The sequence below is a fragment of the Arthrobacter sp. NPDC056727 genome (genome assembly GCF_042790555.1).
In the GTDB taxonomy this organism is placed as follows: Bacteria; Actinomycetota; Actinomycetes; order Actinomycetales; family Micrococcaceae; genus Arthrobacter.
Map to the genome: position 1 here is coordinate 25,251 of NZ_JBHTZA010000009.1, position 25,484 is coordinate 50,734.

The following is a 25,484-nucleotide window of genomic DNA, read 5'->3' on the forward strand; positions in this document are numbered from 1 at the left end:
ATTATTTGCCCCGCTGCGCCTCTATATGTGCCTCGCGCGTCCACATCAGGCAGCTTCGCGTGGCCAGCGCCACCACCGTTCCGTCCTGGTTGCGCCCGGTGTGCTCCATGGTGACGACGCCCTGCCCCGGCCGTGACCCGGAGAGCCGTTTGCCGGTGATGACGGTCTCCGTATAGAGGGTGTCACCGTGGTGGAGCGGGTGCGGGAAGGAGACGTCCGTCAGCCCCAGCTGCGCAATGATGGTGCCCTGGGTCAGCTGGGCGACGGACTGGCCCACCACGGTGGCCAGCGTGAACATGGAATTCACCAGCCGCTGCCCGAAGGGCTGTTCCGCGCTCCAGGCCGCGTCAAGATGCAGCCCCTGCGTGTTCATGGTCATGGTGGTGAACAGCACGTTGTCCGTCTCCGTGACGGTCCGGCCGGGGCGGTGGGCGTAAACGACGTTTTGCTCGAGTTCCTCGAAGTAGAGCCCGCGCTGCTCGATGACCCGCGCGTTGCCGGTGGTCGCGTCTGCCGGCTCGGCGCTCATACGGTGAGTTCCTGGTCTTCCTCGAACAGCTCCGCCCCGGTGGCCGCGGCAATGTCCTCCGCCGAGACGTTGGGTGCCAGCTCGCGCAGCACCAGGCGGGATCCGCCGGCATCAGCCACGACGTCGAGGACGCCGAGGTCGGTGATGATGCGGTCCACGCACGCCCTGCCCGTCAGCGGCAGCGAGCAGCGTTCCACGATCTTCGGCTTTCCGCTCCGGTCCACGTGCTCCATCATGACGATCACCTTCTTGGCGCCGAAGACCAGGTCCATGGCACCGCCCATCCCCTTGACCATCTTTCCCGGGATCATCCAGTTGGCCAGGTCCCCGTTGGCGGCCACCTCCATGGCGCCGAGCACCGCCACGTCCACGTGCCCGCCGCGGATCATGCCGAAGGACTGGGCGGAATCGAAGAACGCAGCGCCCTTGTTGACGGTGACCGTTTCCTTCCCGGCGTTGATGAGGTCCGGATCCACCTCGTCCTCGCCGGGATAAGGGCCGACGCCGAGGATGCCGTTTTCGGAGTGCAGGACCACTTCAACGCCCGCCGGAATGTAGTTGGGGATGAGCGTGGGCATGCCGATGCCGAGGTTCACGTACTGCCCGTTGCTCAGCTCCTGGGCCACCCGGGCGGCGAGCTCATTGCGGGTCCAGCCCTTGCCCTCGGGATGCGATGAGGCGGCCCGGCGGTATTCGTGGCGTACGGCCTCGGGGCGTGGCGGCTGCCCCTCTGCGTTGTTCAGGTCCATGGCTACGCTCCTGCCTGTTCGCCGGTTCCGGTGCTTGCCGGCGCGGACAGTGCGACGGTCCGCTTCTCGATGCGCTTCTCGGACTCGGGCACCACGACCACCCGCTGGACGAAGATGCCCGGCAGGTGGACGTGTTCCGGATCCAGCTCGCCCGGCTCCACGAGCTCCTCCACCTCTGCGATGGTGATCCGGCCCGCCATGGCGCACAGGGGGTTGAAGTTCATGGCCGTGGCGTGGAAGACGAGGTTCCCGTGGCGGTCTCCCTTCCAGGCATGGACCAGCCCGTAGTCGGGGGTCAGTGATTCCTCCAGGACGTAGTCGACGCCGCCGAAGCTCCGCACTTCCTTCGGCGGGGACGCGATGGCGATGCCGCCGTCGGCGTCGTATTTCTGCGGCAGGCCGCCGTCGGACACCTGGGTGCCGACGCCCGCCTTCGTGTAAAAGGCGGGGATGCCGGCGCCGCCGGCGCGCAGCTTTTCGGCGAGGGTGCCCTGCGGGGTGAGGACCACTTCCAGTTCGCCGGCGAGGTACTGCCGGGCAAACTCCTTGTTCTCGCCCACGTACGAGCTGACTGTCCGCCGGATCCTGCCGTCCCGCAGGAGGACCCCCAGGCCCCAGTCGTCCACGCCGCAGTTGTTGCTGACGGTCTCCAGGTCCGTGGTGCCGCGCCGGTGGAGGGCGTCTATGAGCGCCACCGGGATCCCGCACAGTCCAAAACCCCCGACGGCGAGCGACGCGCCGTCGGAAATGTCCGCGACCGCTTCGTCAGCGCTGGCAACAACCTTGTCAATCATCGTTGATCCTTTCGGCGTCTCCACAGACTCTCGACAGACCCGGCCACTGGGCCCGTTACAGCCCGAGTTCCCTTGCGATGAGCATCAACTGGACCTCCGTGGTGCCCTCCCCGACCTCCAGGATCTTGGAGTCCCGGTAGTGGCGCGCCACGGTGAACTCGTTGATGAAGCCATAGCCGCCGAATACCTGGGTGGCATCCCGCGCGTTGTCCATGGCCGCCTCGCCTGCGACCATCTTAGCTATGGCCGCCTGGGTCTTGAACGGCTTGCCGGCGAGCATCCTGGCGGCCGCATCGTAGTAGGTCAGACGGGCTGTGTGGGCGCGTGCCTGCATGCGGGCGATCTTGAAGGAGATGGCCTGGTGCTTGCCGATATTGGTCCCGAAGGCGCTGCGGTCCTTGGCATAGCGGACCGACAGATCCACGCAGCCCTGCGCGGCGCCGGTGGCAAGGGCCGCGATGGCGATCCTGCCCTCATCCAGGATGGACAGGAAGTTCGCGTAGCCGCGGCCCCGCTCCCCCAGCAGGTTCGCCTCGGGTACAGTGACGTCCCGCAGGGTCAGGGGGTGCGTGTCCGAGGCATTCCAGCCCACCTTGTTGTACGCCTTTTCCGCCTTGAAGCCGGGCGTGTCGGTGGGCACCAGGATGGTGGAGATCTCCTTCTTGATGCTGCCGTCCTTGCGCTCCTGCTGGCCGGTGACGGCGGTGACGGTCACCAGCCTGCTGATGTCCGTTCCGGAGTTGGTGATGAATTCCTTGTTGCCGTTGATGACCCAGTTTTTTTCCTCTCCGCTGTCCTCGAGCCGGGCCGTGGTCTTGGTGCCGCCGGCGTCGGAGCCGGCTTCGGGTTCGGTCAGGCCGAAGCCGGCGAGCGCCTTTCCGGATGCGAGCAGCGGCAGCCACTCCTGCTTCTGGGCCTCGGTGCCGAAGCGAAAGACTGGCATGGCGCCGAGCGAAACACCGGCCTCGAGCGTGATGGCGACTGACTGGTCCACCCGCCCCAGCTGCTCCAGCGCCAGCGCCAGCGCGAAGTAGTCGCCGCCCATGCCGCCGTACTCCTCCGGGAACGGCAGGCCGAACAGCCCCATGCCGGCCATCTGGGCCACCACCTCATAGGGGAAGCTGTGCTCCTCATCGTGCTTGGTGGACACGGGGGCCACCACCTCGTCGGCGAATTCGCGGACGGTCTTGCTGAGGTCCTGGTACTCCTCGCTGAGGTCAAAATCGGCCATGGCTAGGCCTCCTTACGTTCATCTGTTGGATCGTGGATTGCGGCACCCGCCGCTTCGGGGTCCGCCTTTTCAAGGTCGGCCGGCCGGTCCGCGTGGATGGTGGCGACGACCTGGCCGGCCTTGACCAGGTCACCTGTGGCGGCGCTGATGTGGACGGTGCCGGCGACTTCGGCCGCGAGCTGGTGCTCCATCTTCATGGCCTCCACGGACAGGAGCACCTGGCCGGCCTCCACCGTGTCGCCGCTGCTCACGGAGACGGACACCACGGTTCCGGGCATCGGTGAGCGCACCTCCGGGTCGGCGGCACCTTCCTCCCGCTCGGTGGCCGCCAGCACGCGCTCCAGGAGGGTCTCACGGGTGAGGACTTCGAGGCGGCAGGACCAGCCGCCGCTGCCAAGGAAGAGCTCCGACAGGATGCGGGGATCGGGCTCCATCCAGCCCCGCGCGGGGGGACCTGTGTGAACGGGTGCGACGGCGTAACGGCTGACCTCGCCGTTAAGGGTGAGCACCGGAAGGTGGCGGCCCGTGAACTCCAGCAGGGCCGTGAGCCGGCGGCCTCCGTTCACACTCACCGTGGTCTGTTCACCGGCGGCGGAAGGCCACACCTTCACTGTGGCAACGCCGCCTTCGGGGGTTCCCAGGTTGATCTGCCGCGGGGCCGCGGCTCCGATTCGCCAGCCGTCGCGGCGCTTCCACGCGTTGCCTTCGGGTTCCGGTTGCTTCGCTTCCTCCTCGGCGGCCAATGCGTACAGGGCCGCGGCCACCAGTTCGGCGTCACCCGCACGGCGGAACGCAAACTGCGGCATCTTGCGCTCGATCAGGCCGGTATCGAGGCGGCCGGCGCGGACGTCGTCGTCATTGATCAGCAGGCGCAGGTATTCCACGTTGGTGTCGATTCCCAGCGCGGTGTACCCGGCCAGCGCCTCGTCCAGGTTGTCCAGGGCCACCTTGCGGTCCCCGCCCCAGGCGATGACCTTGGAAATCATCGGGTCATAGTTGGAGGAGATCTCCAGTCCATCCAGCAAGGCCGAGTCCACCCGGATGCGTCCCCGGGCTGTTTCGACTTCGACGCGGGCGCCGGCGCCGGGGCGGGGGGCGGGGCCGGGGACCTCGTCCAGCAGAAGCACTGTTCCTGCAGACGGCAGGAAGTTCTTCTCCGGGGTCTCGGCGTAGACGCGCGCCTCCACGGCATGGCCATTGAGTACGACGTCGTCCTGCGCGACGGTGAGCACCTCACCGGCGGCGATGCGCACCTGCCACTCGACGAGGTCGACGCCTGTGACCATTTCCGTCACCGGATGCTCCACCTGGAGCCGGGTGTTCATTTCCATGAAGAAGAACTCGTCCGGTGAGTCGTCCGAAACGAGGAACTCCACGGTGCCGGCGCCTGTGTAGTGGACGCTGCGGGCGGCCTGGCAGGCGGCCTCGCCGATCTTCGCGCGGACGGCCTCGCCGTCGGGCAGTGATTCCAGCAGCGGCGACGGCGACTCCTCGATGACCTTCTGGTGCCTCCGCTGCAGGGAGCACTCACGCTCCCCCAGGTGGATGACGTTGCCGTGGGCGTCGGCCAGGACCTGCACCTCGATGTGCCGCGGGGACGTCACCAGGCGTTCCAGGAACAGGGTGTCGTCTCCGAACGCGCCCGCAGCCACCCGCCGTGCGGTGGCCAGGGCGGCCGGCAGGTCCCCGGGCCGGTCCACGGCATGCATTCCCTTGCCGCCGCCGCCCGCAGAGGGCTTGATCAGCAGGGGGAAACCCACGGCCGGGGCGGCGGCGATGAGTTCCGCATCAGTCATGCCGGGTTCGGCGACGCCCGGGACCACGGGAACGCCATACCCGGCCACGTGGTTCTTCGAGCGGATCTTGTCCCCCATGACATCCAAGGCCTCGACCCCGGGGCCGATGAAGGCGATGCCGGCGGCTTCCAGTGCACGGGCGAAGTCGGCATTCTCGCTCAGGAAGCCGTAGCCGGGGTGAACCGCCTCGGCTCCGGTGTCCTGGCAGGCCCTGATGATGGCCTCGATGCTGAGGTAGCTCTGGGCCGCCGCGGCGGGGCCGATCCGGACGGCAGTGTCGGCCTCGCGCACGTGGCGGGCACCGGCGTCGGCGTCGCTGTAGACCGCAACCGAGCGGATGCCCATGGCCCTCAGGGTCCTGATCACCCGGCAGGCAATCTCGCCGCGGTTGGCCACCAGGACGGTGCGGAACAAAGTTTCGGCAGTCATCCCGGGCTCACATTCGGAAGAGGCCGAAGGAGGACTCCGGCAGCGGGACGCGGGACACGACATCGAGGGCCAGACCCAGCACCGTGCGGGTCTCCGCGGGGTCGATCACGCCGTCGTCCCACAGGCGCGCGGTGGAGTAGTAGGGGCTGCCCTGGTCCTCGTACTGCTGCCGGATGGGGGCCTTGAACGCCTCTTCATCCGCGGCGGACCACTCCTGCCCGGCCGCCTCGTACTGGTCGCGCTTGACGGTGGCCAAAACGCTGGATGCCTGGTTGCCGCCCATGACGGAGATCCTGCTGGCAGGCCACATCCACAGGAAGCGCGGCGAATACGCCCGGCCGCACATCGAGTAGTTGCCGGCGCCGAAGGACCCGCCGATCACCACGGTCAGCTTTGGCACGCGCGTGGTGGCCACGGCCGTGACCATCTTGGCGCCGTTCTTGGCGATCCCGCCCTGCTCGTAGTCCTTGCCCACCATGAAGCCGGAGATGTTCTGCAGGAAGAGCAGCGGAATGCCCCGCTGGTCGCACAGTTCGATGAAGTGGGCGCCCTTGAGCGCCGACTCACTGAACAGCACCCCGTTGTTGGCCACAATGCCCACGGGATGTCCGTGAAGCCTGGCGAAGCCGGTCACCAGGGTGGGGCCATAGTTTTTCTTGAACTCGTGGAAGCGGCTGCCGTCCACCAGGCGGGCGATCACCTCGCGGACGTCGTACTGCGCGTTGACGTCCGTGGGCACGGCGCCGTAAAGCTGGCCGGGCCCGGCAGCCGGTTCGACCGAGGCGTCCACGTCCCAGACGGGCTCGGCAGGTACGGGCAGTGTCGCGACGATGTCGCGGACGATCTGCAGGGCGTGCTCATCGTTCTCGGCAAGGTGGTCAGTAACCCCGGAAATCCGCGAATGCACATCACCGCCGCCAAGCTCCTCAGCGCTGACGATCTCGCCGATGGCCGCCTTCACGAGGGGCGGACCGCCCAGGAAGATGGTTCCCTGGTTCCGGACAATCACTGTTTCATCGCTCATCGCTGGAACGTAGGCGCCGCCCGCGGTGCAGGAGCCCAGGACGGCCGCGATCTGGGGAATCCGCGCGGCCGACATTCTGGCCTGGTTGTAAAAGATCCGGCCGAAATGGTCCCGGTCCGGGAAGACCTCGTCCTGTTTGGGGAGGAAGGCACCGCCCGAGTCCACGAGGTAGACGCACGGGAGCCGGTTTTCGAGCGCAATTTCCTGGGCCCGAAGGTGCTTCTTCACCGTCATTGGATAGTAGGTGCCGCCCTTGACGGTGGCGTCATTGGAGATGACCAGCACGTGGCGGCCGTGGACCAGGCCGATGCCTGCGATGATGCCGGCGCCCGGCGAATCGTCGTTGTACATGCCGTTCGCCGCCAGCGGGGCAATCTCGAGAAAGGGGCTGCCGTCGTCGAGCAGCCGGTCGATCCTTTCCCGGGGAAGCAGCTTGCCGCGGGCCATGTGCCGCTCGCGGGACTTTTCCGGCCCGCCCAGGGCCGCGGCGGCAAGACGTTTCCGCAGCTCGTCGGCGAGCGCGCGCTGCGCAAGGCTGTTGGCCTCAAATGCGCTGCCGGCGGTATCCAGCCGGCTGGCGAGTGTCTCCATTGACCGCTTCCATTCCCGGGCACTTCCGGCGGCAGTCCTGCCGCATTTCGGTTAGTGCCTCGTAACTGAGTTTAGGTTAGTCTCTAGTAACTGTGATGTCCAACACAGGATGTTGGTAGAGTTCTTGGGGTTTCGAGGAGGAAATGTGCCCACCACAGATCACGGAGAGCTCACCACTGCCGGCCGGGCCGCGGCCAGCGAGGAGACACCATCCGGCCCTGATACAACAGCAGGCCCGACGCAGCGCAGCCGGGCGAAGGAGTCCCGCCGGCAGGCGCTGCTGTCCGCGGCGGCCTCGCTCTTCGCCGTTGACGGGTTCAACAAGGTCTCCCTCGAGGACCTTGGCGCCGCGGCAGGCGTGAGCGGACCCGCCGTGTATCGCCACTTCCCGGGCAAGCAGGCCGTGCTGGGCGCATTACTGCTCACCGTCAGCCAGGACCTGCTCGACGGCGGCCGCCACGTGGTTGCCGACGCGCCCGAACCCTCCGCCGCATTGGCCCGGCTGGTGCAGTTCCATGTTGACTTTGCCCTCAGCAACCCCGACGTGATCCGGGTGCAGGACAGGGATTTCAGCAACCTGGCCAGTGAGGACCAGGCACAGGTGCGGGCCCTGCAGCGCAGCTACGTGGAGGTGTGGGTGGACGTGCTCGCCGGCATCCACGGCACCACAGACACGGCAGAACTGCGCATGCGCGCCCACGCCACCTTCGGCCTCATCAACTCCACGCCGCACTCCGTCCGCAACCACGGCCGGCGGATGGCCATCAAGTCGGCGCGCCCGCTCCTGGAGAACATGGCGCTGGCGGCCCTGCTGGTGACGGCCAGCCCGCTCGCCCGCTGACCCCGCAACTCCGGCATTCCGCGGCCAGGCGGCGCGGCGAACCCTCGCGAGGCCGAAACGGGGCACTTCGACACGGACACGCCGAAGTTTGGGCGATTTGATTCCGCTTCCGGCTTCAAAGTGCCCCGTTTTGGTTGCAGGCTCCTGCAATACACCCGGAATCAGGCCATTGCGAAGGCCATGCCGGGGTCCGCGAGGAGGGCGCCAACGTCAGCCAGGAACCTGGATCCCTGCTCGCCGTCCACCAGCCGGTGGTCGAAGGACAGGCTCAGCGTCATGACCTGCCTCAGCGCGACCTGGTCCTGGTACTCCCTGGGGGCCTTGCGTACGGCGCCCATGGCGAGGATCGCGGCCTCCCCCGGGTTGAGGATGGGCGTGCCGGCGTCGATCCCGAAGACACCGATGTTGGTGATGGAGATGGTCCCGCCCGAAAGATCCTCCGGGCTGCTTTTGCCGGCCCTCGCGGTGTCCGTCAGTTCCGCGAGCGCCGTGGAGAGGTCCACGAGCGCCAGGCGGTCGGCATCCTTGATGTTGGGAACGGTGAGCCCGCGCGGGGTTGCGGCCGCGATGCCAAGGTTCACGTAGTTGAACTGCACGATCTCCTGGTTGGCTTCGTCCCATTTCGCATTGAGCCCGGGATTGCGGCGGAGCGCGATCAGGACGGCCTTGGCCACGAGGGTCAGCGGCGTCAGCTTGTGGCCGGCGAAGGCCTTGCCCTCCTTGAGACGGGCCAGCAGCTCCATGGCGGGAGTGACGTCCACTGTGAGGAATTCCGTCACATGCGGCGCCGTGAAGGCACTGCTGACCATGGCGGCGGCCGTGAATTTGCGCACACCCTTGATCGGAGTCCGGACCTCACGCTCACCCTGTACCGGCGCTGCCTGGGGTGCACCTGGTTGTGCTGCCAACCCATGGGCTGCTGAGGGAAGGTCCCCGCCGCCCACGAAGTTGCGGACATCGTCGCGGGTAATCAGTCCGCTGGGGCCGGTTCCCGCAACCCTCTCCAGTTCCACACCCAGGTCCTTGGCCAGCTTCCGGACGGGCGGCGTGGAACGGGGCCGCTCGGCGGGCCTGGTTTCGACCGGCTTGGTTTCGATGGGCTCAACCGCGGCGGCTTTGGTTTCGACCGACTTGGTTTCGACAGGCTCCACCACCGGTGAAGGCAGCGTGCGCTGGCGGCGGACGGGACGGCCGGTGCTTTCGACGACGGCGCCGTACCCGACGAGGTTGGGTTCCCTCTTGGGGGGCGCCGCCTCAGCCGGAGCGGCAGCGGCAGGCGGGCTGCCGGCGTCGTCCGTTACCTCGAACGAGACGATCGGCTTGCCCACCTCCACAACGGTTCCCGGCTGCTCGTGCAGGGCCGTAATGACGCCGGCGAACGGGGAGGGCAGTTCCACCACCGCCTTGGCGGTCTCCACCTCGGCAATGACCTGGTTCAGGCTGACGGTATCCCCGACCCCCACCTTCCAGCTGATGATTTCGGATTCGGTCAGTCCTTCGCCGAGATCGGGCAGCCGGAATTCCTTGATCATGGTGGCGGTCATCCTTCCAGCCCGCTCAGCGAATTCGGCCGGCCCAGCGCACGGTCCACGCCGTCGAGAATCCGGTCCAGATCCGGAAGGTGGTGCATCTCCACCCTCGAATAGGGGTACGGCACGTCAAACCCGGTGACGCGGACGGGTGCCGCCTCCAGGTGGTAGAAGCAGCGCTCGGTGATGCTGGCCGCAACCTCCGCCCCAAGCCCGCCGGACTGCCCGGCCTCGTGGGTGATCACCAGCCTGCCCGTCTTGCGGACCGAGGCCTCCACGGTGGCGAAGTCCACGGGAGCCAGCGAGCGCAGGTCAATGACCTCTACTGAGACGCCCTCGTCCGCGGCCGCCGTGGCAGCATCGCGGGCAGTCTTCACCAGCGGCCCGTAGGCGATCAACGTGACATCGCTTCCGTCCGTGACCACCCTGGCCTGGCCCATCGGCGGGGCTGCCGCAGGATCGAGTGCCTCATCCACCTCGCCTTTGTCGTGGTAGCGGCGCTTGGGCTCAAAGAACACGACAGGGTCATCGCAAGAAATCGCCTGCTGGATCATGGTGTGGGCGTCCTGCGGGCTGGCCGGGGTGACCACGCGCAGGCCTGCCGTGTGCGCGAAGTAGGCCTCGGGCGACTCGGAGTGGTGTTCCGGCGACCCGATGCCGCCGCCGAACGGGATGCGGATGGTGATGGGCATTTTCACGGCGCCCCGGCTGCGGTAATGCATTTTCGCCACCTGGGAAACGATCTGGTCGAAGGCCGGATAGACGAAGCCGTCGAACTGGATTTCCACCACCGGCCGGTACCCGCGGTAGGCCAGGCCAACGGCGGTGCCCACGATCCCGGACTCGGCCAGGGGCGTGTCCACGACGCGGTGCTTGCCGAAGTCCTTCTGCAGCCCGTCCGTCACGCGGAAGACGCCACCCAGGGTGCCGATGTCCTCGCCCATGAGGACCACTTTGGGATCGTTGTCGAGGGATCTGCGAAGGCCGGAGTTTATTGCCCGCGCAAAGGTCATCTGCGTCATCAGCGCGCACCTTCTTCTTGGGTTGCCGCTGCGGGATCGCCGAAGCTGGCAAGGTAACGGGAGTAGTGCTCCTGCTGGCGGTCCAGCCAGGAGTTGGGGGTGCTGTAGACGTGCTTGAAGACGTCGAGGGGTTCGGGGTCCGGCATGCCAACGCAGCCGGCACGCAGTTCGCGGGCGACGGCGTCAGCCTTGGTCCGCACGCCGGCTTCGAACTCGTCGGTGAACAGGCCCTTCCGGTCAAGCAGCGCATGGACCCGGCCGATGGGATCCTTGTCCGCCCAGTCTTCCAGTTCGTTGGGGTCGCGGTAGCGGGTGGGGTCATCCGCCGTCGTATGCGGTCCCATCCGGTAGGTGACAGCCTCGATGAAGGTGGGGCCGCCGCCGCGGCGGGCACGGTCAAGGGCGACCCTCGTGGCTGCCATAACTGCCAGGACGTCGTTGCCGTCAACGCGCATGCTGGGGATTCCGAATCCGGCCCCGCGTTCCACCAGCTGGGTGTGGGACTGGAGGCGTACCGGTTCGGAGATGGCCCAATGGTTGTTCTGGCAGAAGAAGACGAGGGGGACCTGGAAGCTGGCGGCGAAGACCATGGCCTCGTTGACGTCGCCCTCGCTGGTGGCTCCGTCGCCGAAGTACACAATCGCCGCGGAATCGGCGCCGTCGTTCTGGATTCCCATAGCGTAGCCGGTGGCATGCAGCGTCTGCGCGCCGATGACGATCTGCGGAATGGCCATGTTGACCGTGTAGGGGTCCCAGCCGCCGGAGGCCGCGCCGCGCCAGACACGCAGAATGTCCGCCAGGTCGACCCCGCGGCAGTAAGCCACCCCGTTCTCGCGGTAGCTGGGGAAAATAAAGTCGTCATCCCGCAGGGCCCGCACGGAGCCCACCTGCGAGGCCTCCTGCCCCAGCAGCGGCGGCCAGAGGCCCAGCTCACCCTGGCGCTGCAGGGCAGTAGCCTCTTTATCGATCCGCCGGATCACCACCAGGTCCTCATAGAGCGAGCACAGCTGCTCGTCTGATACGTCCCTGACCCAGGGGTCATACTCCGGATGGCTGACGCGCTCCCCCGCGGGGGTGATCAGCTGAACCATGCTGTGGCCCGCGCCACTCTGGTGCCCTGCCTCGTTGTCCCGGCCGGCGGTTGTTCCGCCCTGGCCCGCATCGTCTGTCACCACTGTTGCCGCAACCTTCTGACGTCGTGTAACCATCCCGCGGCAGGACTTGTGATACCGCCGCATTCCGGCCTCCCGGGCGCCTTTGCCCCGGTTAATTGTGACCATACTCACAATGTTCAACTGGTACAACCACTGCGGCAGAAACTGAGCAGAATGCACTGTTTGACGGACTCAGACCGTGCTAGCCTTGCGCATTATGCAAGCTTTGGATGGCACTGACACCCGGCTGCTCTCCGCCTTGGCACAGGATCCCCGCCGTACTGTAGTGGCCCTCGCGCAGAAGCTGGGCCTGTCCCGCAACACGGTCCAGGCGCGCATGGCCCAGCTCGAAAAGAAGCACGCCTTCCTCTCATTCGAGCGGCGCATCAATCCGGTATCCCTGGGCTATCCGCTCATGGCTTTCATCTCGGTCCACGTCCAGCAGCAAAAGCTCGGCTCCCTCGCCGATGAGCTGGCGGCCGTGCCGGAGATCCTCGAGGGCTACGGGCTGACTGGCTCAGCGGACCTGCTGCTGCGCGTGGTGGCGCTGGACGCCGAAGACCTCTTCCGGATCAACGGGAAGATCCTTGCCTGCGACGGCGTGGAGCGGACCGATACTGCCTTGGCCATGGGGGAACTGATCCCCTTCCGGATCCAGCCGCTGCTTGACCGCAACTCGGCGGACGACTGAGCGCCGACGGGCTGGCTGTAACCACGGGAAAACATCGCGGTTCCCGGGCGCGGGCGCTATAGGCTATTCCACAAAAGTGACCGGGCGCCGGCGTGCCCGTTAGCAGGAGTGCCGCTGGTGCGGTGCCGGAAAGGCCACCCTTGAGCAATCCCCCGCTCCCCCCGCAGCAGCCGGGCGGGCAACAGCCCGCGCCGCAGCAGCCGAGTCCCTACCAGCTCGGCCCCTACCAGCAGGGCGGGCGACAGCCCGGCCCGCAGCAGCCGGCTCCGAACCAGCCCGATCCGCAGCAGCCACTTGGACGGCGGCCGCTGCCGCCTTCTCCGTTCGGTTTGCCGGGCCTGCCGCCGGCCAGAAGCCGCAAGGGCGTCTGGATCGTCGTGGGCATTGTGGCAGGCGTGCTCCTGCTGGTGCTCGTCGGGGTGCTGCTCCTGGTGAACCTCGTGGGCGGAGCCACCCGGCAGGCCGGGGACCTGGCGGACAGCTTCACCAAGCTGGTCATCGCTGGCGAGACCGACAAGGCCTACAACGACTACATGGACCCCAGCCTCAAAGAGCAGCTGAGCCGCGAGGAGTTCGCGTCCGGCGTCAAGAGCCTCGAGCTGGATCCGTCCTGCACGACGGCCTACGACGACCTCAAAGTCAGCAGCCAGAACGGCAACACCATCGCGGATGTCGCCGGGCTCATCAAGTGCCAGGGCAAGGACGTCGACCTCGTGTACCGCTTCGCCGGCAAGGACGATCTGAAGCTGGTCACCATCCGGCTCCGGCCAAAGTCCTGATCATCTTCCAACCAACCACCCACCCATCCAAGCCAAAACCAGGGCCGAATTGCTTCCGAGGGGTCCCGCCCGGGGACTCCGCACCAAGGCCGTGGCACCTGCCCCGGCCCCAACCGGAAGGACATGGGCCATGCGCAATTCACCCAACCGACTCGTCGCCACAGTTTTCGGAGCCGTCTACCTGCTGGTGGGACTCGTCGGCTTCGCCGTAACCTCGGGAGTGGGCTTCTTCTCCACTGAAGGCGCCAACCTGATCATCTTCGAGATCAATCCCCTGCACAACGTGATCCACCTGGCCATTGGCGCCGCACTGCTCTACGCCGGCGTCAGGGACATCCAGCTGGCGCGCACCGTCAACACCGCGGTAGGTGCCGTGTACCTGCTCGTGGGCATCGTCGGCCTGTTCCTGCTCAGCTCACCGCTCAACATCATTGCCCTCAATGGCGCGGACAACGTACTCCACCTGGCGAGCGCCGTCCTGCTGCTCGGCGTCGGCCTGTCCCTGGACAAGGTCCCCGCCACGGCCCGCGCCTAGCCGAGCCCGGACCCAAAAGATGACGACCAGCCAGGCCATCACGGCAGCCCCGTCAGGGCAGCAAACGTTCCGTGCGGATGCCGTGCGGCTCTTTGCCGGCTTTGCCGGGCTCGGCGCGGCAGCGGTCAACCTGGCCGTCGCCTCCAGCCTTATTGCGGCCACCGGACCTGCCCTTCCCGGGAGGGCGGCCGGTGCCGCGGCTGCCCTCCTCTGGGGAGCAGGCTTGCTGGCGTGGACGGTTGCCGGGCTGGGCAGGGGCCGCTTCCCGCTATCGCGGACCTCCGCCCTCCTGCTGCCCGCCGCTGCCGCCGCCCATCTGGCGGCCCTCGTCCTGGGGATGGGGAGCGGCATGGCCGGACTGGGCATCAGTCACCTCGCCGCCCTGTTGCTGACCCTCATGATCCTTGCGGCCACCTCGTGGCTCGGCCGCAGCTCACCGAAACTTCACACTGAATCCTGCCAGAATGCAGCTGGCCGGCCGGACGCCGGGCGGCTGCTCGCCGCCGCGTTCGCCGGGGCGCTGCTGGTTGCCGCCATTACGACGCCGGGACTCGCAGCGTCGACGGCGGGCCGCTTCGCGGTCCCGCACGGTGAACACACCGGAGGCCACCACGCGCACTGAGCCTTCCGACTCATTCCCGTACGGGGAGGACGCAGCCAGATACGGCAGGAGCCCCCGCGCAGTGCGCGGGAGCTCCTGCCGTGCTAAGGCCAGGCGAGCAAGCTAGTGCTCCACGGCCTTCTCGGCGCCGATCCCGGTCAGCGACCGGACCTCCATTTCCGCCTGCTTGCTGCGGTCCTCCCGCCTCTTGTCCAGGACCGTGCCCACCCAGCCCAGCAGGAAGGCCAGCGGGATGGACACAATCCCCGGGTTGCTCAACGGGAAGATGGCGAAGTTGGCGGTCTTGATCATGGACGTCGCACCGCCCGACACCACCGGTGACAGCGCAATCAGGATGATGGCCGACGCGAGTCCGCCGTACATGCTCCAGACGGCGCCCTGCGTGGTGAACCGGCTCCAGAACAGGGAGTAGATGATGGTGGGCAGGTTGGCGGAGGCTGCCACAGCGAACGCCAGGGCCACCAGGAAGGCCACGTTCTGGCCGTTGGCAAAGATCCCGCCCAGGATGGCGAGGATGCCAATGACCACCACAGTCCGGCGGGCCACCTTGACTTCGGTGTCGGCGTCGGCCTTTCCCTTGGCCATGACGTTGGCATAGATGTCATGCGCGAACGAGGCGGCAGCGGTGATGGTGAGGCCGGCAACCACGGCGAGGATCGTGGCGAAAGCCACGGCCGAGATGAAGCCCAGCAGCAACGGCCCGCCCAGGTGGAAGGCCAGCAGCGGTGCTGCGGAGTTGACGCCGCCGGGGGCGGCCTTGATGGTGTCGGCCCCCACCAGTGCGGCGGCGCCGTAGCCGAGGACCAGCGTGAAGATGTAGAACAGCCCGATCAGCCAGATGGACCACACCACGGACTTGCGGGCTTCCTTGGCGGTGGGCACCGTGTAGAAGCGCATCAGCACGTGCGGCAGCGCGGCGGTGCCCAGCACCAGGGCAAGGCCAAGGGACATGAAGTCCAGCTTGGATGTTGGGGTCTTGCCGTACTGCAGGCCGGGGTTGAGCACTGCCGGGTTGTTGGCTGCCTCGGCCGCGCCGCCCAGCAGGCTGGAGAGGTTGAACCCGTAGATGGCCAGGACCCAGAGTGTCATGACGGCGGCACCGGCGATGAGCAGGATGGCCTTGATGATCTGGACCCAGGTGGTGCCTTTCATGCCGCCGATCAGGACGTACATGATCATCAGGGCGCCGACGACGATGATCACCAGCGCCTGTCCGCCCCAGTCCCCGATGCCGAGCAGGAGCGAGATCAGGCTTCCGGCGCCGGCCATCTGGGCCAGGAGGTAGAAGAAGCAGACGGCGAGCGTGGAGATGGCGGCCGCGATGCGTACCGGGCGCTGCCGGAGGCGAAACGACAGGACATCTGCCATGGTGAATTTGCCCGTGTTCCGGAGCAGTTCGGCCACCAGCAGGAGCGCGACCAGCCACGCGACCAGGAAGCCGATGGAGTACATGAAACCGTCATAGCCGTTGATGGCGATGGCCCCGGTGATGCCCAGGAAGGAAGCCGCGGACAGGTAGTCGCCGGCGATGGCGGTGCCGTTCTGGGAGCCGGTGAAGGATCGGCCGGCGGCGTAGTAATCGGCGGCCGTCTTGTTGTTGCGGCTGGCCCGCAGGACGATGACCATGGTGACCACGACGAACAGGGCGAAGATGCCCATGTTCAGCAGCGTGGTGTCCTTGAGTGCGGCGACGTCGACGGCTGCCGGAATGGCGATCATTTTGATCCTCCGCCCAGTGCGTTGGCGCCGGACTTGTCATACTCGTGGCCTTCAATGCCGTGCCGGATGTCCGCGGCGATCGGGTCCAGGCGCCTGTTCGAGTAGCTGACGTACCAGCCTGTGATGGCGAACGTGGTCACGAACTGCAGCAGGCCCATGATGATGCCGACGTTGATATTGCCCCACACCTTGGTGGACATGAAGTCAACGGCGTAGGCGGCCAGGATGACGTACGCGAAGTACCAGAGCAGGAACGCGATGGCCATGGGGAACACAAAGCTGCGGTGGCGCTTGCGCAGGTCCTTGAACTGCTGCGTGGCCTGGACTTCCTCGAAGTCCGCGGACGCCCCCGCGTCCTGGGTTCGGGCATCTTTACCCATCGTTCCTCCTCATTGGGGCTGGCTCCCACATGGCCGCAGGTCACGGCCAGTGTGACTGTCATCACTGTGCGCCGCTGCGCGCACCTCATGCCAGTGGTTGCCCGCCGCCGGTCGGCCAGCGGCGTCGGTGCTGCGCCAAACGGCGCACGCTACGCTGGCAGCATGCCGGACTCGCCTCTCTATTCCGCGGCCGCCGTGGCCGTGATTGCCCTGGCGGTTGCCGCCGTCGTCGCCATCGGGCTCAAGGTGCTGCGCTCCTTCCGCGAACTGGGCACCGACGCCGAGCGGGCCACCTACAACACCCTCCACGCCGCATCGAAGGCCGGACGGCACCTGCGGACCGGGTTGAACCCCGCAGGGGCAGCGAAAGCCAGCCGCCAACTGCGGACGCTGCTGGGCTGTGACGCGCTGGCCATCCTCGATGTGTCCGGTGTGCTGGCCTGGGACGGAACCGCCGAGGAGCTGCGGCCCGGGCTGCTGGGCCTGGCCGCGGATGTCCTCGCCAGCGGCAGGACGCAGGTGTTCAACGCTGCCGACCTGCGGCTCAGCTCCCCCAAATCCGGATCCGTGGCGGCCGCCGTCGTGGCTCCCGTCCGGGCGGGCTCGCGCGTCGTGGGTGCCGTGGCCGCCTTCGCGCCGCAGGCCGGAGCGGGGCTGGTGCGTGCCACCGCTGAAGTGGCCGACTGGGTGGCAGCGCAGGTGGAGCTGGCCGAGCTGGACGCCTCCCGGACGCTCCTGATGGAAGCCGAGGTGCGGGCCCTCCGCGCCCAGATCAGCCCGCACTTCATCTACAACTCGCTGAACGCGATCGCTTCCTTCATCAACACCGACCCGGCCCGGGCGCGCGAACTCGTGGTGGAGTTCGCGGACTTCACCCGGTACTCGTTCCGGCGGCACGGGGACTTCACCACGCTTGCCGAAGAGCTGCGCTGCATCGACAGGTACCTGCTGCTCGAACGGGCGAGGTTCGGCGAGCGGGTCCAGGTCAGCCTGCGGATCGCGCCGGAGGTGCTGAGCACGGTGATCCCGTTCCTGAGCCTGCAGCCGCTGGTGGAGAATGCTGTCCGGCACGGCCTGGAGGCGAAGGAGGGGCCCGGCCACATCACCATCTCCGCCAACGATTCGGGCGCGTTCGCCGAGGTCACCATCGAGGACGACGGCGTGGGCATGGATCCGGTGCAGCTGCAGTCCATGCTGGCCGGCCACACGGACGGCGAGCATGTGGGCCTGCGGAATGTCGATGCCCGGCTCCGGCAGGTGTACGGGGACGACCACGGCCTGGTGATCGACACGGCTCCCGGAGAGGGCACGCTCATCACCATGCGGGTCCCCAAGTCCCAGCCGGAGCACGATGCCTGAAAATCCTGGCTGGGCCGCCTGGGCCGTGGCGGGGAGCCGGAAAGATAACCTAGGACCATGATTAACGTTCTCGTCGCCGACGACGAGCTGCCCGCGATCGAGGAGCTTGCCTTCCTCCTGGGCCGTGATGAGAGAATCGGCACCATCCTCCGCGCCTCCTCCGGCGCCGAGGCACTGCGGGTCCTCGAAGCGGAGGCGGTGGACGCCGTCTTCCTCGACATCCACATGCCGGCGGTGTCCGGACTGGACATCGCGCGGGCCATTTCCCGCAGCAGCCGCCCGCCCGCCGTCGTTTTTGTCACCGCCGACGAGGACTGCGCCCTGGAGGCATTTGAGCTTGCGGCGGTGGACTATCTGCTGAAGCCCGTGCGGGCCGAGCGGCTGGCCGGCTCCGTGGGCCGGATCAGTGAGCTGATCCGCGACGGCGGTGCGGCGCCGGAGATGATCACCGTGGACCAGGGCGGGACCACCCGGATGATCCGCCGCGACGACGTTACGTACGTCCAGGCACAGGGCGACTATGCCCGTCTTCACACGGCCGACGCCAGCTACCTGATCCGTGTTCCGCTAGCGGACCTCGAACAGCAGTGGGCGGACGCCGGCTTCATCCGTACCCACCGGTCCTACCTGGTGGCCCTGGCCCACGTCTCCCACCTCAGGCTCACCGCCGGCCGCCCCAGCGTCTCCGTCGAGGACGCTGAACTGCCGATCAGCCGCCGGCACCTCCCGGCCGTCCGCGAGAAGCTTGAGGCAACCAGGATCCGGCCGCAGGCATGACCCGCGTCAGGGTCACTGCGCCCCGTTCTGCAGCACGGCCGGCCTCCGGTATCGAGCCCAGGGAGTCCGTCGAGGACTCGGCCGTCGGCCAGGTGTTCGTCCGCTCGCTGATCCGCTCCCAGCTGCGGCTTGCCCTGGTGGTGGCCGGCGGATTCCTGCTGATCCTCGGTGCCTTTCCGCTGCTGCTCGCCGCGATACCGGGCCTCGCCGATACGCGGTTCGCCGGGATCCCCCTGGACTGGCTGCTGCTCGGCGCCGGGATCTACCCCGTGACCGGAATCAGCGCCTGGCTCTACATCCGCAGCGCGGCACGCAACGAGGCCCGCTACCGCGACCTCGCCGGCGAAAGGTGATGCGGCGATGAATCCGGCGGTGGGCATCACGGCTGTGGCTGCTGTTTCCGTGGCGACGGCCGTTATCGGCTTCTACGGACTGCGGATCTCCCGGACCACGGGCGACTTCTACGTCGCCTCCCGGACCGTGCCGCCCTGGTGGAACGCGTCGGCGATCGGCGGGGAGTATCTGTCCGCGGCCAGCTTCCTGGGTGTGGCCGGGCTGATACTGCTGTCCGGCACGGATGCCCTCTGGTATCCAGTGGGCTACACCGCCGGCTACCTGATGCTTCTGCTGTTCGTGGCTGCGCCGCTCCGGCGTTCCGGGGCCTACACCATCCCGGACTTCACAGAAGCCCGGCTCGATTCACGGGCCGTGCGCCGCGTGACCAGCCTGGCTGTGGTCATTGTGGGCTGGCTCTACATCGTTCCGCAGCTGCACGGCGCCGCGCTGACCATCCGGACCACCACGGGGCTGCCCGCCTGGGCGGGCTCAACCGCCGTCGTGGTGGTGGTGTGCCTGACCGTGGTTGCCGGCGGGATGCGCTCGATCACCTTCGTGCAGGCGTTCCAGTATTGGCTCAAGCTCACGGCCCTGGCCGTGCCCCTCATCTTCATTCTGCTGGTGCTGGCAGACAAGGATTCGCCCACTGTGGCGGCGGCGGCCTCCAACCCGGGCGGAGCGGATCCGGCAAGCCCCTATCAGAGCATCTCGCTCCTGGTTGCCCTGTTGTTCGGAACCTTGGGACTGCCGCACGTCCTGGTCCGCTTCTACACCAATCCGGACGGACAGTCGGCGCGCCGGACGACGCTGATCGTGCTGGGCCTGCTGTCTGTGTTCTATCTGTTTCCGACGGCGTATGGACTGGCGGGGCGTCTCTTCGCCCCGGACCTGGCCCGGGCCGGGCAGGCGGACGCCCTGGTGCTGCTGCTGCCGGGCCGTCTCGTCGGCGGCCCGGCAGGCGAGCTGCTGTCCGCCCTGGTGGTGGCAGGCGCATTCGCCGCGTTCCTGTCCACTACGTCCGGCCTGGTGGTCTCGCTGGCCGGCGTGATCAGCCAGGATGTGCTCGGCGGGAGTGTGCGCGGCTTTCGGGTCGCGGCGCTGGTCTCGATCACCGTTCCGCTGGGCCTGGCGCTCATGACGGATTCGCTGGCCCTGGCCGGCAGTGTGGGCCTGGTCTTCGCCTTCACGGCGTCCACGATCTGCCCGGTCCTGCTGCTCGGCATCTGGTGGCGGGGCCTGACCGACGCCGGTGCCATCGCCGGGATGGTGACCGGCGGGCTGCTGTGCGGCGGCGCCATGGTGGCGGGCACTGTCCTTGGGGTAGCGGGGACGCCGCCGTGGCTGGCGCAGCCCGCGGCTTGGACGGTGCCGGCGGCCTTCACCGCGATGGTAGTGACGTCGCGCGCCACCAGTTCCCGGGTGCCGCGAACCATCACCAGGGTGATGACCCGGCTGCACACGCCCGAGCGGCCGCTGGCCACCGAACGCTGAGGCGGCAGGCCGCCGTCGGACGCCGACGCCGGGTGCCGGCGGGCTGTCAGGCCGTCAGTCGATGGCGGCCATCAGCTCGACCACCCGGTCGAGGAACGCGTCCACCTGGGTCTCCTCGTAGCCGTCCTTGCCGACGGCGGGCCGGAAGACGGCCCGGCGGACGTTGTCAACGCTGAGGGGCCTGTCCTGTTCGAGGTAGCCGATCAGGTCCCGGCACAGGCTGTCCACGTCCTTGGTGTTGTAGCTGCGCGACTTTTTCTTGACCGGGTGGCGGAACCTCTCGCCGTCGGGCCGGTGCAGGCGGCCGCGGAGCGTCCCGGACAGCTGGCCGATTTGCCGCAGCCAGGCATCCTCGCCCCGTTCGGCGATGAGGTCGTCCCGCTCCCGGCGGGCGAAGGCATCTTCCAGCCGGTCCAGCGCGGCGTCCACCGCAGTGGCCGAGTATCCGCCCTTGACCGGATCGAAGGACACGGACCTGACGTCGGCGCTTTTGATGGGGTGGGCCGCGGCATCCGGCGTCTCCAGCGATACACGGGCCTGCTGCAGGAACTGGTCCACCTGCTTGGCGTTGTAGCCGTAGTCCGTCCGCGCCACGCGTTCGAACGACGCCGGAATGTGCCGCTTGCTGTCCACTCTCACCATGATTCCTTCGATACTTCTTCGGCGGGTCGTAACCGCATTATTCTAGAGCGTTTCGGAGGGCCGGGTGCCTCTGGGCCCCCAGCGGGAAATGCCGGCTCAGGCCCCGGAGAACAGGACGAACAGCATGAAGGCCACGGGCGACGCGAACACGATCGAGTCCAGCCGGTCCATCACCCCGCCGTGTCCCGGCAGGATGCTGCTCATGTCCTTGACGCCGAGTTCGCGTTTGACCATGGATTCGGAGAGGTCTCCGGCGGTGGCGGCTGCCACCATGCCGATCGCGAGCACAACCCCCACCCACCAGGGCTTGTCCAGCAGGAAGATGCTGGCCAGGATCCCGACGAGCATCGCACCCGCGATGGATCCGGCAAACCCCTCCCAGGACTTTTTCGGGCTGATCTTTGGCGCCATGGGATGCTTGCCCAACCGCGCGCCCACGAGGTACCCGAAGGTGTCGTTGGAAACCACCAGGAGCAGCAGGATGACAATCTGCCACGCGCCCTCGGGAACCACGCCGCCGGGCCACGCGCCTACCGGTGAGGCGCCGCCCTCGACGTGCAGCGGCAGTGCGGCGAAGCTGATCAGGAAGGGCACCCAGGCGAGAGTGAACACCCCCGCGAAAATGCTGCGGGCGGAGCCCGTCGCACTTTCCACCGACCGCCAGAGCAGTACTGCAACGCTGCTTGCGAGCATCGCGAACAGCAGGCTTTCCAGGCCGCCGAAATAGGCCGAGAACGGCATGGCCACCGTGCCCACCATGACCGGCACGATAGGCAGGCGGGTGCCGTTCGCCTCAAGCGCCCGGAAAACCTCCCACACGCCGAAGGCGGCGAAGGTGGTGACCACGGCAACGAAGCCGAGCGGCAGGAAGAGCAGTCCGCCGAGCACCGCAAGGAGCATGGCCAGGCCCACGGCGATTGCCGCCGGCAGGTTGCGCCCAGCCCCGGGCGTGGGGTTGGGCCTGGGCTGGCGGGTCCGGGTTCGGGCCCGCGCACCGGGGGCCTGCTGTGCCTGGCCCATCAGACCTCGAGCAGCTCAGCTTCCTTGCGCTTGAGGAGCTCGTCGATTCCGTCGACGTGCTGCTTGGTGATGACGTCGAGTTCCTTTTCGCCGCGGGTGCCCTCGTCTTCGCCGGCTTCGCCGTCCTTGACGAGGCGGTCCAGGGTTTCCTTGGCCTTGCGGCGGATGTTGCGGATGGACACCTTGGCGTCCTCACCCTTGGACTTGACGATCTTGACGTATTCCTTGCGGCGTTCCTTCGTCAGCTCCGGGATGGTGATGCGGATGACGTTGCCATCGTTGGACGGGTTGGCGCCGACCTCGGAATCGCTCAGCGCACGCTCGATGTCGCGCAGGGCGGTCTTGTCGAACGGCGTGATGAGGATGGTGCGGGCATCCGGGATCGCGAAGGAAGCCAGCTGCTGCAGCGGCGTGGGGGTCCCGTAGTACTCCACCATGACCTTGTTGTACAGGCCGGGGTTTGCCCGCCCGGTGCGGATCGAGGCGAAGTCTTCCTTGGCTACCTCAACCGCCTTGTCCATCTTGTCTCCGGCTTCGAGCAAGGTTTCTTCGATCACGATCTCTCCTCAGAAATTGGTTCCCGGCAAACCGGGGAATTTCACAATCCTGGTCCCGCCCAGTGGGCGGGACCGTCCTAGAAATATCCTAGCTGTAACTAGGGCGTGACCAGCGTTCCGAGCTTTTCGCCGCGGATGGCGCGGGTGACGTTGCCTTCGCCTTCCATGCCGAACACCACCATGGAGAGCTGGTTGTCCTTGCACATGGTCATGGCGGTCTGGTCCATGACGCGGATGTCGCGGCGGAGTGCGTCGTCGTAGCTCAGCTTTTCCAGCTTCTCCGCCGCCGGGTCCTTCTTGGGGTCGGCGGTGTAGACGCCGTCCACGCCGCTCTTGGCCATCAGCACGACGTCGGCGTGCACTTCGAGGGCACGCTGGGCGGCCACAGTGTCGGTGGAGAAGTAGGGCAGGCCTGCTCCGGCCCCGAAGATGACCACGCGGTTCTTTTCCATGTGGCGGATGGCGCGGCGCGGAATGTAGGCCTCGGCCACCTGTCCCATGGTGATGGCGCTCTGGACCCGGGTCTCAACACCGGCCTGTTCCAGGAAGTCCTGCAGGGCGAGGCAGTTCATGACGGTGCCCAGCATGCCCATGTAGTCGGCACGCGAACGGTCCATGCCGCCGTCGGACAGTTCGGCGCCGCGGAAGAAGTTGCCGCCGCCAACCACGATGGCCACCTCGACGTCGGGAACGGCTGCAGCGATCTGCTTGGCTACGGCGCGGACGGTATCGGGGTCGACGCCCAGCTTGCCGCCGCCGAAAACTTCACCGGACAGCTTCAGGAGGACCCGGCGCCTGTGCTTCTCTGACTGGACGGGAGTATTGACGGCTTCCATGATGCCTTCCGGTTGGTGAACTCTGAGCTAGGTTATCGCGCATCCGGCCAGCGCTCACATTCCTATGTGGCCGGTGCATGCAAAAGGGGCGGCCACCGAAGTGGCCACCCCCTTGCGTGTCAGACTAGGAGCCGACGCGGAAACGCGTGAACGCGGTTCCCTTGACGCCGGCCTCTTCGAGGACCTGCGCCACAGTCTTCTTGGCGTCCTTGGCGAAAGCCTGGTCAACCAGGACCTCACCCTTGTAGAAGCCGGTAACGCGGCCTTCGACGATCTTGGTCAGGGCAGCTTCGGGCTTGCCTTCGGCCTTGGCCGTCTCCTCGGCGATGCGGCGCTCGGATTCGACCAGCTCGGCCGGAACGTCCTCGCGGGAGAGGTAGTTCGGGGACATGGCGGCGATGTGCACGGCAACGTCGTGGGCTGCGGTGCCGGCTGCTTCGCCTTCGCCGTCAACGGCGAACAGGACGCCGACCTGGGCCGGGAGGTCCTTGGATGTCTTGTGCAGGTAAGCGTCAACCGTGGCACCCTCGATGCGGGCGATGCGGCGGACAACAACCTTCTCGCCGAGGACAGCGCCCTCTTCGATGACAACCTCGGACAGCGGCTTGCCGTCAACGTCGGTGGCGAGCAGGGTCTCGAGGTCGGCAGCGCCGGACTCGACGGCGACGGCCAGGACCTTGTCAGCCAGCTGGATGAACTTGTCAGCCTTGGCGACGAAGTCGGTCTCGCAGTTGACCTCGATCATTACGCCAACGCCGCCGTCAACCTTGGCAGCAACCAGGCCTTCAGCGGTGGAGCGGCCTTCGCGCTTGGTGGCGCCCTTCAGGCCCTTGATGCGGATGATCTCGATTGCCTTCTCGGCGTCGCCGTTGGCTTCGTCGAGAGCCTTCTTGACATCCATCATGCCGGCGCCGGTGCGCTCGCGCAGAGCCTTGATATCAGCGGCAGTGTAGTTCGCCATGTGAACCCCTCTGTCTAGAAAATTTTTGTGTGTACGGACCGACAGGACGGCAGCTCACAGAGTGAGCGGCCATCCTGTCAGTTGCCCGGGCGCTGCGGACAGCGCCCGGAAATCCCGATGAAGTTGTTACTTCGCGGAGTCGGTGCCCTCGGCAGCAGCCGGGGCTTCCTCAGCGGCGGGAGCAGCCTCGGCAGCCGGAGCCTCGGCCTTGCTGCCTTCGAGGAGCTCGCGCTCCCACTCAGCCAGCGGCTCTTCCGGAGTCTCGGTGGTGCCGGTTGCGCGCTGGTTGCGGGCGATCAAACCCTCGGCAACAGCGTCGGCAACAACGCGGGTCAGGAGGTTCACGGAGCGGATGGCGTCGTCGTTGCCCGGGATCGGGAAGTCGACCTCGTCCGGATCGCAGTTGGTGTCCAGGATGGCCACAACCGGGATGTTGAGCTTCTTGGCCTCGTCAACAGCCAGGTGCTCCTTCTTGGTGTCAACAACCCACAGCACGGACGGTGCCTTGGTCAGGTTGCGGATACCGCCGAGGTTGGACTCGAGCTTGGTCAGCTCGCGGCGGAGCAGCAGCAGTTCCTTCTTGGTGTAAGCGGAACCGGCGACGTCGTCGAAGTCGATCTCTTCGAGTTCCTTCATGCGCTGGATACGCTTGGCAACAGTCTGGAAGTTGGTGAGCATACCGCCGAGCCAACGCTGGTTGACGTACGGCTGGCCAACGCGGGTGGCCTGCTCGGCGATGGCTTCCTGGGCCTGCTTCTTGGTGCCGACGAACAGCACGGTGCCGCCGTGGGCGACAGTGGCCTTGACGAACTCGTAGGCGCGGTCGATGTAGGACAGCGACTGCTGGAGGTCAATGATGTAGATGCCGTTGCGCTCGGTGAAGATGAAGCGCTTCATCTTCGGGTTCCAACGGCGGGTCTGGTGTCCAAAGTGGACGCCGCTGTCAAGCAGCTGGCGCATGGTTACGACGGGCATGCCGACGCTCCTTCCGGCAGGTCATTCATGAGAGCGGCCGCAGCCGCTCTTACCCTGCCAATAGTTGACGGTTAGTTAGCCTTGCCCGGACGGGCACAGGCTCCTGGCATCCATT

Annotated in this window: 26 protein-coding genes; 9 read left to right on the forward strand and 17 right to left on the reverse strand. The window is 67.1% G+C overall.

Going from position 1 to position 25,484, the window contains the following annotated elements; genetic code table 11:
- Position 1: 1 nt before the first annotated feature.
- The 6 genes from ACFRAH_RS10890 to ACFRAH_RS10915 are packed head-to-tail and all read right to left on the reverse strand — an operon-like array spanning position 2 to position 7,143.
- A complete protein-coding gene (locus tag ACFRAH_RS10890) occupies positions 2 to 529 on the reverse strand; it encodes a MaoC family dehydratase (RefSeq protein ID WP_377990897.1) in 528 nt (175 codons plus the stop codon).
- Entirely contained in the window at positions 526 to 1,278 is a 753-nt protein-coding gene (locus ACFRAH_RS10895) for a CoA transferase subunit B (protein WP_377990898.1), read from the reverse strand. The genes ACFRAH_RS10890 and ACFRAH_RS10895 overlap by 4 nt, the downstream gene beginning before the upstream one ends.
- A gap of 2 nt (positions 1,279 to 1,280) precedes the next feature.
- The gene (locus tag ACFRAH_RS10900) at positions 1,281 to 2,072 is read right to left on the reverse strand and encodes a CoA transferase subunit A (RefSeq protein WP_377990899.1); all 792 of its coding nucleotides are present in this window, start codon (positions 2,070 to 2,072) and stop codon (positions 1,281 to 1,283) included.
- Between the two features lie 55 nt (positions 2,073 to 2,127).
- Positions 2,128 to 3,303 carry an acyl-CoA dehydrogenase family protein gene (locus ACFRAH_RS10905; RefSeq protein ID WP_377990900.1) on the reverse strand — a complete coding sequence of 392 codons (1,176 nt, stop codon included), beginning with the start codon at positions 3,301 to 3,303 and terminating at the stop codon, positions 2,128 to 2,130.
- 2 nt (positions 3,304 to 3,305) lie between these two features.
- On the reverse strand, positions 3,306 to 5,528 hold the full coding sequence (locus ACFRAH_RS10910; RefSeq protein WP_377990901.1) for a biotin carboxylase N-terminal domain-containing protein: 2,223 nt from the start codon (positions 5,526 to 5,528) through the stop codon (positions 3,306 to 3,308).
- A gap of 7 nt (positions 5,529 to 5,535) precedes the next feature.
- Positions 5,536 to 7,143 carry a carboxyl transferase domain-containing protein gene (locus ACFRAH_RS10915; protein ID WP_377990902.1) on the reverse strand — a complete coding sequence of 536 codons (1,608 nt, stop codon included), beginning with the start codon at positions 7,141 to 7,143 and terminating at the stop codon, positions 5,536 to 5,538.
- Positions 7,144 to 7,288: 145 nt separating this feature from the next.
- Here ACFRAH_RS10915 and ACFRAH_RS10920 point away from each other — a divergent pair, with 145 nt between their 5' ends.
- Complete coding sequence (locus ACFRAH_RS10920) at positions 7,289 to 7,984, forward strand: TetR/AcrR family transcriptional regulator (RefSeq protein ID WP_377990903.1); 696 nt, start codon at positions 7,289 to 7,291, stop codon at positions 7,982 to 7,984.
- Between the two features lie 161 nt (positions 7,985 to 8,145).
- Here the strand turns inward: ACFRAH_RS10920 and ACFRAH_RS10925 are convergent, their stop codons facing one another.
- The 3 genes from ACFRAH_RS10925 to pdhA are packed head-to-tail and all read right to left on the reverse strand — an operon-like array spanning position 8,146 to position 11,710.
- The gene (locus ACFRAH_RS10925) at positions 8,146 to 9,516 is read right to left on the reverse strand and encodes a dihydrolipoamide acetyltransferase family protein (RefSeq protein ID WP_377990904.1); all 1,371 of its coding nucleotides are present in this window, start codon (positions 9,514 to 9,516) and stop codon (positions 8,146 to 8,148) included.
- 8 nt (positions 9,517 to 9,524) lie between these two features.
- Positions 9,525 to 10,535, reverse strand: coding sequence for an alpha-ketoacid dehydrogenase subunit beta (locus ACFRAH_RS10930; RefSeq protein ID WP_377990905.1), 1,011 nt, complete (start codon positions 10,533 to 10,535; stop codon positions 9,525 to 9,527).
- Positions 10,535 to 11,710, reverse strand: a complete 1,176-nt coding sequence (gene pdhA / locus ACFRAH_RS10935; RefSeq protein ID WP_377990906.1) for a pyruvate dehydrogenase (acetyl-transferring) E1 component subunit alpha — start codon at positions 11,708 to 11,710, stop codon at positions 10,535 to 10,537. The genes ACFRAH_RS10930 and pdhA overlap by 1 nt, the downstream gene beginning before the upstream one ends.
- A gap of 196 nt (positions 11,711 to 11,906) precedes the next feature.
- Here pdhA and ACFRAH_RS10940 point away from each other — a divergent pair, with 196 nt between their 5' ends.
- The 4 genes from ACFRAH_RS10940 to ACFRAH_RS10955 all read left to right on the forward strand — a co-directional run bounded on the left by ACFRAH_RS10940 (position 11,907) and on the right by ACFRAH_RS10955 (position 14,316).
- On the forward strand, positions 11,907 to 12,380 hold the full coding sequence (locus ACFRAH_RS10940) for an Lrp/AsnC family transcriptional regulator (protein WP_377990907.1): 474 nt from the start codon (positions 11,907 to 11,909) through the stop codon (positions 12,378 to 12,380).
- A gap of 140 nt (positions 12,381 to 12,520) precedes the next feature.
- Positions 12,521 to 13,159 carry a hypothetical protein gene (locus ACFRAH_RS10945; RefSeq protein WP_377990908.1) on the forward strand — a complete coding sequence of 213 codons (639 nt, stop codon included), beginning with the start codon at positions 12,521 to 12,523 and terminating at the stop codon, positions 13,157 to 13,159.
- 130 nt (positions 13,160 to 13,289) lie between these two features.
- Entirely contained in the window at positions 13,290 to 13,694 is a 405-nt protein-coding gene (locus ACFRAH_RS10950) for a DUF4383 domain-containing protein (RefSeq protein WP_377990909.1), read from the forward strand.
- A 19-nt stretch (positions 13,695 to 13,713) separates the two neighbouring features.
- Positions 13,714 to 14,316, forward strand: a complete 603-nt coding sequence (locus ACFRAH_RS10955) for a hypothetical protein (protein ID WP_377990910.1) — start codon at positions 13,714 to 13,716, stop codon at positions 14,314 to 14,316.
- A gap of 102 nt (positions 14,317 to 14,418) precedes the next feature.
- On the opposite strand, the gene ACFRAH_RS10960 is transcribed toward ACFRAH_RS10955, so the two are convergent.
- A complete protein-coding gene (locus tag ACFRAH_RS10960) occupies positions 14,419 to 16,035 on the reverse strand; it encodes a cation acetate symporter (RefSeq protein ID WP_377990911.1) in 1,617 nt (538 codons plus the stop codon).
- Positions 16,032 to 16,415, reverse strand: a complete 384-nt coding sequence (locus ACFRAH_RS10965; protein ID WP_377990912.1) for a DUF485 domain-containing protein — start codon at positions 16,413 to 16,415, stop codon at positions 16,032 to 16,034. Before ACFRAH_RS10965 ends, ACFRAH_RS10960 begins: the two co-directional genes overlap by 4 nt.
- A 162-nt stretch (positions 16,416 to 16,577) precedes the next feature.
- Here ACFRAH_RS10965 and ACFRAH_RS10970 point away from each other — a divergent pair, with 162 nt between their 5' ends.
- Genes ACFRAH_RS10970 through ACFRAH_RS10985 form a run of 4 tightly spaced genes read left to right on the forward strand, consistent with a single transcriptional unit; the run spans position 16,578 to position 20,378 of the window.
- A complete protein-coding gene (locus ACFRAH_RS10970; RefSeq protein WP_377990913.1) occupies positions 16,578 to 17,774 on the forward strand; it encodes a sensor histidine kinase in 1,197 nt (398 codons plus the stop codon).
- Between the two features lie 57 nt (positions 17,775 to 17,831).
- Entirely contained in the window at positions 17,832 to 18,551 is a 720-nt protein-coding gene (locus ACFRAH_RS10975; RefSeq protein WP_377990914.1) for a LytR/AlgR family response regulator transcription factor, read from the forward strand.
- Entirely contained in the window at positions 18,548 to 18,904 is a 357-nt protein-coding gene (locus ACFRAH_RS10980) for a hypothetical protein (protein ID WP_377990915.1), read from the forward strand. The genes ACFRAH_RS10975 and ACFRAH_RS10980 overlap by 4 nt, the downstream gene beginning before the upstream one ends.
- 7 nt (positions 18,905 to 18,911) lie before the next feature.
- Entirely contained in the window at positions 18,912 to 20,378 is a 1,467-nt protein-coding gene (locus tag ACFRAH_RS10985) for a cation acetate symporter (RefSeq protein WP_377990916.1), read from the forward strand.
- A 54-nt stretch (positions 20,379 to 20,432) separates the two neighbouring features.
- Here ACFRAH_RS10985 and ACFRAH_RS10990 read toward each other — a convergent pair whose 3' ends face one another.
- The 6 genes from ACFRAH_RS10990 to rpsB form a co-directional block, all read right to left on the reverse strand.
- A complete protein-coding gene (locus ACFRAH_RS10990) occupies positions 20,433 to 21,020 on the reverse strand; it encodes a DivIVA domain-containing protein (protein WP_377990917.1) in 588 nt (195 codons plus the stop codon).
- A 96-nt stretch (positions 21,021 to 21,116) separates the two neighbouring features.
- Entirely contained in the window at positions 21,117 to 22,040 is a 924-nt protein-coding gene (locus ACFRAH_RS10995; protein WP_377990918.1) for a phosphatidate cytidylyltransferase, read from the reverse strand.
- On the reverse strand, positions 22,040 to 22,597 hold the full coding sequence (frr, locus tag ACFRAH_RS11000; protein WP_111902047.1) for a ribosome recycling factor: 558 nt from the start codon (positions 22,595 to 22,597) through the stop codon (positions 22,040 to 22,042). Before frr ends, ACFRAH_RS10995 begins: the two co-directional genes overlap by 1 nt.
- Before the next feature lie 98 nt (positions 22,598 to 22,695).
- A complete protein-coding gene (gene pyrH / locus ACFRAH_RS11005) occupies positions 22,696 to 23,433 on the reverse strand; it encodes a UMP kinase (RefSeq protein ID WP_377990919.1) in 738 nt (245 codons plus the stop codon).
- Positions 23,434 to 23,557: 124 nt separating this feature from the next.
- Positions 23,558 to 24,394 carry a translation elongation factor Ts gene (gene tsf, locus ACFRAH_RS11010; RefSeq protein ID WP_377990920.1) on the reverse strand — a complete coding sequence of 279 codons (837 nt, stop codon included), beginning with the start codon at positions 24,392 to 24,394 and terminating at the stop codon, positions 23,558 to 23,560.
- Positions 24,395 to 24,520: 126 nt separating this feature from the next.
- Positions 24,521 to 25,369 (reverse strand): 30S ribosomal protein S2, encoded by an 849-nt coding sequence (gene rpsB, locus ACFRAH_RS11015; protein ID WP_076798204.1) that lies wholly within the window; start codon positions 25,367 to 25,369, stop codon positions 24,521 to 24,523.
- Positions 25,370 to 25,484 lie beyond the last annotated feature (115 nt).